This is a genomic window from Paenibacillus sp. MAH-35, from assembly GCF_058135425.1.
This window is the reverse complement of the sequence record NZ_JBYUPU010000002.1, coordinates 1-12294: the sequence shown is the minus strand read 5'-3', so window position 1 is coordinate 12294 and position 12294 is coordinate 1. Positions and strand designations below refer to the sequence as shown.

Sequence of the window (12294 nt, the reverse complement as noted above, 5' to 3'; positions counted from 1 at the left end):
GCTTACCGTTCAGGTTACGCGTTCAGTGGTGTGTGAGTGCCGCCGAGCGTTCCGCCTTTCGTTTTTTTGTCTTTTTTGAAGTGAGCAGCGGCTTTGTGAAGTAGCGGCATCAGGTAGTAGTCGACTCCGTATTTGCCGGCGTTCGTTCCGCCGACCAGGACGATCGTACCGATCAGAACCATCCAAGGGTTGGTGCTTACCGTTCCGGCGAAGAGGAACATGAAGTTCATCATCAGTCCGAAGAAGGCGGCGGCTGTCGTCAGGGCCCCTACGATAAGGCCGAGTCCGACCAGGAACTCACCGAGCGGGATCAGGAAGTTGATCAGTTTCACGTTCGGCATCGCAAAGTTGTCAAGGAACGCGGTGAAGGTCGGGTACATCGCGCCGCCTGTCGCTTTATCGACTACCGGCTTGGCAATGGCGTTTTTCAGGAACCCTCCGGCGTCGAACCCTCCGGTCAATTTCCCCCAGCCGGCTGTCATCCAATCCCAGCCAAGGTACAACCGGATGATAAGCAGCATGGCAGCGGCGTAACGATTTTCTCTCCAAAATTTGAACAACATGGTAATCAGCTCCTCATGGGATTATAATGTGAACTTTTTCACAATCTAGGGTGTAAAAAAGGTTTTGGATCGATGTTGATGTTGAATGAATTGCTGTTATACTCTTGCACCGTTGGCGTGAACCTTTCTAGTTCCGAGAAGATTCACTTATCGGTCGGTTTTCGCTGTCGGCTGGATCGGGATCGAAGCATGGCCGGTTTCAAGTGCCGCATGACGCATCTTCCTTTCTTGTGCGCTCTTCTCGCCGGTGATAGGCTTGCTGTTTGCTTTGTGGGTATCACCTGCTTGTTTTTTCGCTTTCTTTGGTTTTCCTTTCCACGTCTTTAATGTACCACATGTTTTGCGAATAACATGTGATTTAAATCACAAGGGTAAACCTTTTTTGAAAATAATTTTGAACTCCGCTTCAGCGAGGCTTTGGGATACGAAACGGGCCCGGCGGCTTAAAAAACTGGGGAAAATAAAAGATGTCGGAGGTGAGTCTTGCATAGGTTTAATTATTTGGGCCCCCTTACCCGATCGCTTCCCCATCCGCTTCACTGGCGGAAACTAATCGCATAATGGCCTATTGGTCCTATTGAACAGAGGCTTTATAACCAAAAACAGCCAAAGAAAGGATAGATTTTCTTGGCCGAATGGATTATGATGGGGAATATAGTCGAAAAGGCAAACTTATCGAAAGGTAGGGACGCAAAGCTGCAGGCCTTCCGGTTGTAAACCGATGGCGGCTGGGCTGCCGAAGCATAGGGAAATTTTATAATTCACGTTATAAAACCGGTCCTGGCTTCTTTGAAGTTGGGATTCTTTTATGCGTCTGTCATTTGGCGACTGTAGCTTCCGCAATGTAAGCGATTTCTTCACTATTTTCGAGGAGGAGTATCCGGATATGCGGTACGACCGATATGAAGACTTGATCGGAAAAAAACTGCTACATAATGTGATAAGCGCCAAGGGAATGATGCTCATTCCTGTGGATACGCTTCTTACCGAAGGACATATCGAGAAGCTGCAAAACTTCCAAATCGATTTGTTTGATATTCGCGCCGTACCCGTCGAGCCGAAGGAAGATTCCAGACTGGTATGGAAGGAAGATCAGCCTGCTGCGGAGTTGGCCAAGCAAGCTGCCGAGGTCAGGCCAGCGGCGGACAATACGGTCGAGTTTGTAAAACGGGCGGATGCCAAAATGCAGGAAATTGAGAAATGCGTTTTGCATACCGGAACTATTCCTGTTTCCGAAATGGAGTCCAACTTACTGCCGGCGATTATGGGAGCGACGCAAAACCGAAACATCTACAAGCTGTTCGCCGAGCTGAAGGCGGAGGGCGATTTTCGCTTCAAGCATAGTATCGGCACTGCGTTTATCGCCGCGATGCTGGGACGCTGGCTGCAGCTGGAAGAGAAGGAAGTGTCGACTCTGGCGATGGCCGCCAGCCTGTGCGACATCGGTACGGTCAAGCTTCCCAGCGCTCTGCTGAACAAAACGACGGAACTGGCGCCGCACGAATTCGAGATTATGAAACAGCATACCGTCATCGGATACGAGCTGCTCAAAGAGTCGGAACTCGATCCCCGCGTGGCGCTTGTCGCCTTGCAGCATCATGAGCGTGAGGACGGCAGCGGTTACCCGTCCAAGCTCAAAAGCGCGGATATCCACCTGTTCAGCAAAATCGTCGCTTTAGCGGACGTATACTTAACGATGACGACCGATCGCCCGGGGTGCCCTGCACTTCCTTTTTATGAGGTTATTCAGAAGCTGCATGCGGATATATTACAGAACCGGTTCGATTCGAAGATCGGCATGACGTTCCTGAATCGGCTGATGTCCGCCCAGGTCGGAAGCGAGATCATTTTAACCGATGAACGGCGGGGGAAGATCGTGCTGATCAACGCCAATTATCCGACCAGTCCGCTCGTATCGCTGGATACCGAATTTATCGATCTGAGCAAAACAAGCGCGCTGAAAATTAAAGAAATCGTAGGCTAGCCGGGACTCTGCCTATCTAGAACCGTTCGTTCCGTCCCGTCTCCGGTCTGGCTATGGTATAATAGCAGCATTCTGCTCGGAAGATAAGAAAAGGAACGGGGGATCTGCGATGCTGCCACTTGTATCCGTATTAACGCCGACTTATAACCGGCTTGGCGAGCTAGGGGAACTGCTGGAGGCGGTCAGCCGCCAAACCTATAAACGGCTGCAGGTAGTCGTCGTGAACGACAACGGCGTCCCGGTCGAGCCGGTTTGCAGCTTGTATCCGGAGCTGGACATTCGGATCGTAAACCTGGAGACGAACCGGAAGCATGTGCGGGCACGCAATATCGGGCTCCAATACGCGGATGGGGAGTATATCATGCCTTGCGATGACGACGACCTTCTTGTCCCTTCCCATATCGAGACGATGATGAAGCATATAGTGGGCGCCGATATGGTGTTCTCCGATGCCGAGATCGTCAATTTGGTATGGCAGGACGGTGCGCGGGTTCCTGCGCATCGTATGGAATTTGCGTACGAACACGATTTGGCCGCTATGCGTTTGTTCTCCACCTTCGTCCCGTCAGGCAGTCTGTACCGCAAAATAGTGCATGAGTCTGTCGGTTCGTTCGACGAGCAAGTGTATCATTACTGGGACTGGGATTTTTTCCTGCGCGTCTCCGAGAAGCATCGTGTCAAGCGGGTGCCGATCGCCGGCGTGTTGTACGCTTTCTCGCAGGATGGCGGCAACTTGTCCGGTCAGCTTGAGGATATGAAGCCCTACTTAAACCAACTGTCGGCCAAACACGGACTGGGCGAGCTGCCAACGAAAAACTTTTTCCTGCTCCTTGAGGAACCGGAGGTTCAAAGCCGGCGTACCGGTACGACCGTCTTGTGGGACGGTAAGCCGTTCCGCTCGAGATACGCGGCTATCGGCAAAAGATAGAGAATATAGGCGGGATCGAAAGTTAAGGCGGAGATCAAGCTGTTCCTGAAAAGGTGACGGCTGTCTCCGCTTTTTTGCGCACAATCGGGTCAATCAACGAAAGCTAGACAAACGGTTCGATCACTTGTGGCCTGACAGCCGGATTAAGCCGAGAATAACCGTCTGTCAGCATCCGCCTGCAGCTTTGTACACGGACCAGCGTTCCGATTACGTAGGTATACCCGGTGTGATCCGTACGAATCGTTTCTTCCCAAGCCGGAGGCAGCGTATCGATTGTGGTGCCATCCGCTCTCGTCTGTACGGCCGGTTCGGAATCAAGAACCCGTTCTATCCGGATTCCTTGAAGCAGCGCCTCGTGAAGCAGTCGTTCGGCGAACTCGCCTTTGCCCAGCAGCATCACGCTCTGAATCCCTTCCCGTCGCAGCTTGTTCATCGTGTTAAATGCGATAACGGCGCTGCCATAGGCGTCCCGCAACCGCAAAAACGATACGTACAGCCGGTACGGCTCGCTCCGCGTTACGAGGCCTTGAGGCCAAAATACGTTGGTCGTATCCGGTCCGAAGCTGCTCAGATCGATCAGGTAATCCCCGCCTCGCGTCTCCCATTCGACCGATAGCGGCTCGCATAGCCGGATCGTCTGCACCCCGCCGAAGTTATCCTGATGGACCAGATCGCCAAGTCTGGACGCTTCCTCCGGTGTCGGCATATCCAGCACGCGGTGCAGCGGCAGGCTCCACTCGAGCGGATTGCCGGCAGCGGCTGTCAAGCCGGGCTTTGCTTGTTGCCAGACGCTGTACCAGCTCTGGAACGCCATCACGCCCGCTTGGCAAGCGCGCTTATATTCCAGCTGTTCGGCAGGAATGTTCAGCTTGGCCGTCACGGGGACGATCGAGCCGTCATCGTTTCTCTCGTAACGGACGGTCGAGCCGAAATCCCCCATCATCAGCTCTTCGATCAGTCCCGGACTGCGCGCGAACCGCCGGGCGATACCGCCTTCCGTGTCGGGGCCGATCCAGCAGCGTATATCTGTCCCGCGAAATAATTGCAGCGCGGCGCGCTCCGTGCCCACGGCGAGCAGATGGATGGAATCGCCTTTTCGGCGTTCAAGCGTATAAGCCGCATCGATGGCGGCCTGAATCGTCCCGTTAAAGCCGAGATCGACGGTAATTAACCGGTCCGGGCTGCCGCATTGCTGCCGGATATGCTCCAGCAGCCGTTCCCGCTGCGTACGGATGGACCGGAGCGCAAGCTGTCTGGCGTAAGGCTGCAGCAGCAGACGCCGGAGAGTGTCATGCCAAGAACGATCGTTAGTTTCTCCGGACCGTACGGAGTGCAGTTCCTCCACCGGCGTGGACAGCAAGTCCGCGAGTACGGGAAATTCGGCGGTCAGCGAAGCCGCTTCGACTCCGAGCATATGGAATACTTCACCAACCGTTATATGGCCGAGCCCCAGTACTTGATCAAGCTCCCGGTCGGTAAAATCGTTCATGGAAGCGAGCAGCGTAGCTTGTCTCGAGACATACAGCGGCTGGACGCTTATGGACAGTCCCCGTCTGCGTACCGCCCTCTCCAGCGCCGGCCCCAGCAGGTGCGCTTCTCTCATAAGCGGATGGATCTCCCGCCGTCCCGCTGCGACGCACTGGTCGATCACCCAGTCGCAGAAGCCTTGAACGAACGGCCCGAGTATCTCTGCGCCGAAGCGGTAAAAAAACGAACGAGCACCAGCCTCCAACGAATCAAGCGCGGGCTCTTCCACGCTGTTTCTATCTTCTTCGGTATGAAAAACCGATGCGGGCATTGTCGCCCCAGCCAGCTTCCGGACCGCGGCGATCGCCGGAAGGACGGGGCCGTGCCGCACCGACTCCCAATGGAACGGGCTTTCGATCGTCTCCGGAATAAGCGTGTAGTGAATGGCGGCGATTCCCCGTCTGGCCGCACCTTGAACGTCGGCAGCCTCGTTATCTCCGATATGAACGATCTCTGTGCGGTTTATGTCCGGGAACACGCTCATCAGCGAATCGTACAGACGGCCCGAACGTTTCCCGAATCCTTCCTCGGAAGAGACGAGTACGGCATCCAGCAGCGAGACGTCCATACCGTTAGCGGTCAGGAAGGACGCGATCTGTTTGCCTGATAAATACATATCGCTTAATAGGGCGACGCCGATGCCGCTGTCCTTGCAGAAACGGATCAGCGAAGCGGCATACGGATTGACGAAGATCAGCTCGCGTTCCGTTTCGAGCTCAAGCTGCAGGAGCCGGGTCCGGTCGCCGAGCTGTACGGGCATATGATCGTAGATCCGTTCCAGCGTCGTTTCTCCGAACCCGGAGACGTCCTGTTCGCGGGCGAGCTTTTCGGCGGACATCCGAAGTGCGCGAAACTGTGCGGCGGTTGTCGGCCGGGTGAACAGTCCGAGTTGCGCCGCCTTCAGAGCGGTACGATCGAATACGTCCGCCGGCCTGGAGCAGCATCGAAACAGCAGCGTATCGAAAACATCGAAGCTGATTAGACGCAAACCGCCGATTAGAGGCTCCAGGCGGCGTAAAACGATATCCCTTTTCCACAAATGCTGCTCGGGAATGTCCCCGAGTTCGGCCGATCCCATGGCCTGTTTCCTCCCCCGGTTGAAGCTTCTTTATCATTAAGTCTAGACTTGCGGGGGACCGGAAGCAAGCCGTATTTTGCCGGGTTAAAGCCGTCCGCCTAATCCCTCCTATTCGTTCAAAGTTTGGATAATTGTGTTTTCGCTTTATTGATAATAACCGTCGTCTCCGCCTCCAGATCGTATAAGCTCCGCTTATGATCGGATATTTGGCGCAGCCGGGTCAGCAAGGCGGATAGCGCTTCCGACGAAGCTTTGGCGTCCTGCTGCTTCACATGCGGTGTGAACGTCTTCCAGTCGGCGGCGACCTGTTTGTTTAGACGGGTGACAGCTTCGCGGTGCGTCCGCATTTTGACATCGACGGGTTCGAGAGCTGCCAGCGTCTCCCGTATTTTTTTCTGCTTGGCGGATGTTTGTCCTTTGGCGGCGGTTAACTGAGCTTCTTTGTTCCGGATATCCTGCTTGGCGAGCTGAACGGCGGCTTTCATGCCGTTTGCCTGAATTTGCAGGATAGCCGCCCACTCTTTGCTGTGCAGCTTCTTGGCCGTCGTGATTTGCTGATTGATCGACGTGTACATGTCCAGCATCGGCTTGTACCGCGCCTTCGTGTCGTCGACGCGGCGTTTTAATTCCACGAGATGGCTCTCGTCGAGCTGTTTGATTTGCTGCCGGAGGACCTTCAGCGCTTGATCGTTGCGGATTCGCAGCTCTTTGCTGTCCGCATCGCGCTTCCGATGCTCCTGCTGCAGGGCGGTCAGCTCGCCGTACTGGGCGCCGAGATTTCGTTGGAGCGTACCTCCGGCGGCATCCGCCATTTTGTCAAACGATTTTTTCATTGTAGCCGACAGCTCATAACCAGCAGCCGCCACGGTTACCGGAAACGAATGCATAATCAGAACCGCGGCGATCAGGGCGGCCAACAGCCTGAGCTTGCTTCCCTTTCGTATTCCTCGCACGTTACATGCCTCCTTGTTCCCCAAAGTCCGCAGGCGAACGGCAAAAAAGCACCGGAAAGCAAGGCATCTCTGCCTCACTTCACCGGTGCTTCCGTCGTAAGCGTCCCAATAGGAAATTCATATTTTTGTAAAATATATCTCAAAGATGAAAGGCTGTCAAGGGTACTGGCCCAATGTTTGTCCGGGGAAGGAATGAGGTTGGTTTCATCGCCGGGGTAGCCCTTTTGCACTTTCCATTCAACGGTCCGACCGAGATGTGGTATAGTGGAAGTCGGAGAATTTCAACAGGAAGCGGAGGGAATCTGACGTGACCGCGCAACAGATGGCGAGAGCGGTATTAAAAACGCATTTTGGCTACGATACGTTCAAAAAGGGCCAGGAGACTCTCATTTCCGGCATTCTCGAAGGCCGTGACGCTCTTGGCGTCATGCCTACGGGAGCGGGGAAGTCCGTCTGCTACCAGGTGCCGGCGGCCGTGATGGACGGAGTGACGCTTGTCGTATCGCCGCTGATCTCGCTTATGAAAGACCAGGTCGATACGCTCAATCAGTCGGGCATCCCGACTACCTTTATCAACAGCACGCTGACGGTGCATGAGCTGAACGCACGGTTCCGGGACATTGCGGGCGGGCGGTACAAACTCGTCTACGTGGCGCCGGAGCGGTTGGAATCCGACCGGTTCGTCCGGCTGCTAGCGGAGCTGAAAATCCCGTTCGTCGCCGTCGATGAAGCGCACTGCGTATCCCAGTGGGGCCATGACTTCCGGCCGAGCTACATGGCGATCAGCCGGCTGCTCGACGTGATCAAGCCGAGGCCGATCATCGCCGCCTTTACGGCGACCGCTACGGACAAGGTGAAGGCGGACATCGTCCGGCATTTGCGGCTGAACGATCCGCTCCGGGTAACGACCGGGTATGCCCGGGACAACCTGAGCTTTTTCGTGATGAAGGGAATCGACAAAAAGGCGTACTTGGCCGACTATGTACGGGGGCGTTCCGGCGATTGCGGTATTATCTACGCTTCCACCCGCCGAGAGGTGGAGGAATGCTGCAACTACCTCGTCAAGCTCGGGATCCGGGCGGGGCGATACCATGCCGGCCTGCCGGACGAGGAGCGGGTCCGCAACCAGGAGCTGTTCCTGTACGACGAGCTGAAAGTGATGGTCGCTACCAACGCGTTCGGCATGGGGATCGACAAATCAAACGTCAGGTACGTCATTCACTACAATATCCCGAAAAATGTGGAATCGTATTACCAGGAAGCGGGACGGGCCGGCCGCGACGGCGAGCCGGGGGAATGCATCCTGTTGTACGCGCCGCAGGACGTGATGACGCAGAAGTTTCTGATCGAGCAGGGCGAAAGCGATGAGGACCGGAAAGCGATCGAATACGGCAACCTGCACGGGATGGTGGAATACTGCCATACGACGGAATGTCTGCAGCGGTACATCGTCCGCTATTTCGGCGATTCCGACGGGCAAAGCTGTGGCAGATGCGGCAGTTGTACGGACGACCGGGAGGTCGAGGACGTGACGCTGGAAGCGCAAAAAATATTTTCATGCGTCGCCCGGATGAAGCAGCGGTTCGGCATTACGCTCACGGCCAAAGTGCTACGCGGGGCTAACGACGCCAAGGTGCGCCAATTCGGCTTCGAACGTTTGCCTACTTACGGAGCGTTAAGCGCGCGCAAGGAGAAAGATATTGTCAACCTGATCAACGTGCTTGTAGCGGACGGTTATATGCGGCTGACCGACAGCCAGTATCCGGTCTTGACGCTGACGAACGAAGCGAGAGGGGTGCTGGAAGGGAAGGAGCAGGTGTTCCAGAGGGTGACCCCTGTCGCGCGTTCCGCCTCCCGTTCGGCCGATACCGGGGACGAAGCGCTGTTCGAGAAGCTGCGCCAGCTGCGCAAAACGTTCGCCGACCGGGAGCGGGTACCCCCGTTTACGATATTCCACGACGCTACCTTGCGGGAGCTGTGCATCGTAATGCCGGCAACGGAAGAAGAGATGCTAACCGTTAAAGGGATCGGCAAGGTCAAGTACGACAAGTACGGCCATGCATTCCTCTCCTGCATAAGCGAACATTCGGGTGCCGGGAACGGTTAGTCTTCAGTAAATGATGGCAGATTGGGGAAACGGCGTGTCGGCGGCTTAGGCATGAATCCATCCTATGATCCTTACTCTCAAGAGCGGAAAACACTCTCGAACGGTCGCCCTGGCTGGGGCCGATGCGGAGCGAGTCGTTTTTCGCTCTTTTTGCTGCCATTTGTACAGAGAATGGCAGGATTTGCGCAGTATCCGCCTTTTTTACCGGGGAAAATCGGAAATCTACTACTTCTGCTTTCCTCTTTTTTCCTATATGATGGAGACGAAACTATCTATCAAACGGAAGGGATGAGGCTGGACGTGAAGAATGGTGCCGGGGAAAGAATAGAAGGGGACAAAAGATATTCGTTCCGGCTGGACGATACGGATATAGTGCTCGGAGCAGACAAAGGCAAACACGGGCTCGTATCTTGCCGGGTGCCTGGAATCGGGTATGATCTGGTCCGGGAGCCGTATTACGTGCTGAATCTGTACCGGATTATGAATGAAGGCCGTCTTCGCGCGATTGCCCGGAACGAGCCGTTCGTCGTAAGCGAGGAAACCGCAAGCGGCATTCGTCTGCAATGGGAGCCGACGGAGGCGAACCCGTGCCGGATGGAAGCGGTTTATACGATCGCGGACGCTTCTACGATCGATCTGAGCATAACGATTGAAGCGGTTAAGCCGTTGTCCGGGCACGAGCTTACGATATCGTCTTATTTCGACTTCCTGCTCGAGCCTTACGCCGTATTGCCGAACTGGCCGGGCAAAAAGGACGATTCGGATCTGCATCTGCTGAAAGTGGAAGATCATCCTTACATCAAAGGACACTACGTTTATTTTCCGCGGGATAACGAAGCGGCGCATACTCATCTGGACGGCAGATGGCTTGACGAGAAAAGCGGGAAGCCGATTGCCCACTTCGTCACAGGTCCGTATTATGGAAGGCCGATTGCCGTCATGGGCAACGAAGACGTGCACGTCGTGCAGATGGCGGACCCGGCGGAGTGCGGAGCGATCGGCATCACCTATTCCAGCCCGGAGGAAAACGACAGCATCAGACGGCACAACGCCCTTTATTTCACTTTGTTCGGCGGCCAGTTGCAGGCGGGGGACCGGCGGGAGGCCCGGATGCGGCAAGTTATTCTGAGCGGCAAACCGAGTCTCGACCGGCTGCTGGAGCTTTACAAGCAATTTGTGTGAACACGCCCTTCATTCTCGCAACATTTTGGACGAGATAAAGACGATTCCAAGCCTTGCTGCCGGAAAGTCCGTTCCCTTACAATGAAGTAAACGATTGCTGGCGACGGCCGGCTCCTCTTGCGAATGGAGAAGGCCGAAGCGGAATCGGCAGAGGGACTGGAGGTACGTGCGATGAAATGGAGTCTATGCTCTACAGGAAACCGGGATAAGCCGGTGGAGTATGTATTAAACCGCGTCCGCGAGCTCGGACTGGACGGCGTCGAGCTGTGGACAGGGCATATAGACGAATATGCGGAACGTTGCGGAGCCGTCGACGGGCTGGTGGACGAGATTCGCAGCAGCGGCTGGCAGGTGCCGGCGATTAGTCCGTATACGCATTTTACAAAAAGTGACGAAGAACGTGCGGAAAGTTTGGCGGCGGTCGAGAAAGCGGCTCAATATGCCGTCCGGTTCGGCAGTCCGCTGGTCCGGATATTTCTGGGCCATCTTCCGTCGGCCGAAGCTTCGGAGGAGTTGTGGGATCGTGCGATTCAGACACTGAAGCAGGCGCTGGACCTTGCAGACCGGTACGGAGTGAACTTGGGGCTGGAGATGCATAACAATACGTTTGCGGACAGCATCGAGTCGATCCGGCGCATTATTGTAGATGCGGACCACCCAAGACTGCGTCTGTTGTTCGACGGCTTCAATTTATATCTGGAACGGACCGATCAGGCGGAAGCGCTGGAAGCGTTTTACGATTATACCGACCACGTTCATATCAAAAACTACTTCTGGAAGCTGGACGCTCCGGAAAGCCGCAAGCCTTCGACGGTGTTGGTCGGCGACGTGGACAACGTCAAGCTGTGCGAGATGCTGCGCAGCAAAGGTTATGAAGGTTTTCTCTCCTTCGAATATTTCGGAGCGGAAGGCGAGCTGTGCGTCAAGGAATCGGTCGCCGAGCTTCGGAGCGGCGGATGGATGAACGGTACGGTACGCGGATAGAGGACCGAAGAAATGGGAGAAGAGCCAGCTGGAACCGGCGGCAGCCGTGAACAGCTAAGGCTCTTTTTTCGACATATAACAGAATTTATAAAATTTCGTGGACTAACGAATCGGATCGTGCTAATGGCTGAAAAACGACGTTATTCCAGACGTAACGAATCGAAGCATCGTTATTGAACCGCAAGTGGAAAAAAACGATTCGATTTGTTGAAATAACAATACATGAGTTCTTTAGATATTCAAACGCCCGCATTCGGCTCTGATAACGGTTGCTAGGTTCGTTAGCCATACCACCGCATGGAAGAAAACACGACTGAGGGAGAGCTGCAGGAGCGATAGTACCCATTCCCTTCCACGTGCAACGATTTGCACGTCAAAGAACCGTCCGGACGCTTTTCCGGACGGTTTTTCTTATTTGGACTCTGGAAAGAATGAGGATTGTAAGTTCCTTCTTTATATACCGGATATCCTGAGTGAATGAGTGAATGAGTGAATGAGTGAATGAGTGAGTGAGTGAGTGAGTGAACGAATTTTGTGAACCGCCCGCAACAAGCAGCATGCCTTCTGGCCCGGCCGTGGGGTATGCAGGATAAGGCTAAAGCTGCGGCTATGTAGTGGTCGTAGTGTTCCCCATCTTTTTCCGCTGCCGCCACCTGCGCAAATATTCCCGGTTATACTCGCTGTAATATTCCCAGTTTTCCGCTTTCCATTTCTTATTGTAAGCGCTAACTTTCTCTAAATTGGCTTCCCGGTATTTTCGGCTTGCTTCGCAATGCCGTTTGCGCCTTTCTTCATCCGAGTATACTCTTTTTCTAGGCATTACTGTCCCTCCCTAGTGCTTCGGTTCTATATTACGATACGTATCGTATCACATAATGAAGGATTTGCCAATAATAATGATTCGTATTGTATCGAAAAATAATAGATTTTTACTTTCTTTGTGAATGTTATCCAAGAGAATCATAGAAGGATGTTTGTTAATTATAAT

General features: G+C 54.4%; 9 protein-coding genes and 1 riboswitch. Of the genes, 5 read left to right on the top strand and 4 right to left on the bottom strand.

All coding sequences use genetic code 11. The features are described 5' to 3' along the window. Positions 1-14 precede the first annotated feature (14 nt). Positions 15-563, bottom strand: coding sequence for a DoxX family membrane protein (locus AC3Y2E_RS01885; RefSeq protein ID WP_379206559.1), 549 nt, complete (start codon positions 561-563; stop codon positions 15-17). Between the two features lie 655 nt (positions 564-1218). Next, positions 1219-1304, top strand: a riboswitch (cyclic di-GMP riboswitch). A gap of 145 nt (positions 1305-1449) precedes the next feature. Between AC3Y2E_RS01885 and AC3Y2E_RS01880 the strand changes: the two genes are divergently transcribed. Beyond that, positions 1450-2547 carry an HD-GYP domain-containing protein gene (locus AC3Y2E_RS01880; protein ID WP_379206557.1) on the top strand — a complete coding sequence of 366 codons (1098 nt, stop codon included), beginning with the start codon at positions 1450-1452 and terminating at the stop codon, positions 2545-2547. 109 nt (positions 2548-2656) lie between these two features. Then, a complete protein-coding gene (locus tag AC3Y2E_RS01875) occupies positions 2657-3475 on the top strand; it encodes a glycosyltransferase family 2 protein (RefSeq protein ID WP_379206555.1) in 819 nt (272 codons plus the stop codon). A 103-nt stretch (positions 3476-3578) separates the two neighbouring features. Here AC3Y2E_RS01875 and AC3Y2E_RS01870 read toward each other — a convergent pair whose 3' ends face one another. Then, positions 3579-6080, bottom strand: coding sequence for an HAD family hydrolase (locus tag AC3Y2E_RS01870; protein WP_379206553.1), 2502 nt, complete (start codon positions 6078-6080; stop codon positions 3579-3581). Between the two features lie 116 nt (positions 6081-6196). Then, complete coding sequence (locus tag AC3Y2E_RS01865) at positions 6197-7033, bottom strand: ATP-binding protein (protein WP_379206551.1); 837 nt, start codon at positions 7031-7033, stop codon at positions 6197-6199. Between the two features lie 322 nt (positions 7034-7355). Between AC3Y2E_RS01865 and recQ the strand changes: the two genes are divergently transcribed. From recQ to AC3Y2E_RS01850, 3 genes are all read left to right on the top strand, one after another. Then, positions 7356-9140 (top strand): DNA helicase RecQ, encoded by a 1785-nt coding sequence (gene recQ, locus AC3Y2E_RS01860; protein WP_379207207.1) that lies wholly within the window; start codon positions 7356-7358, stop codon positions 9138-9140. Positions 9141-9440: 300 nt separating this feature from the next. Then, positions 9441-10322 (top strand): hypothetical protein, encoded by an 882-nt coding sequence (locus AC3Y2E_RS01855; RefSeq protein WP_379206549.1) that lies wholly within the window; start codon positions 9441-9443, stop codon positions 10320-10322. 171 nt (positions 10323-10493) lie between these two features. Further along, complete coding sequence (locus AC3Y2E_RS01850; RefSeq protein ID WP_379206547.1) at positions 10494-11306, top strand: sugar phosphate isomerase/epimerase family protein; 813 nt, start codon at positions 10494-10496, stop codon at positions 11304-11306. 607 nt (positions 11307-11913) lie between these two features. Here the strand turns inward: AC3Y2E_RS01850 and AC3Y2E_RS01845 are convergent. Then, positions 11914-12126, bottom strand: coding sequence for a hypothetical protein (locus tag AC3Y2E_RS01845; RefSeq protein ID WP_190932143.1), 213 nt, complete (start codon positions 12124-12126; stop codon positions 11914-11916). Between the last annotated feature and the right edge of the window lie 168 nt (positions 12127-12294).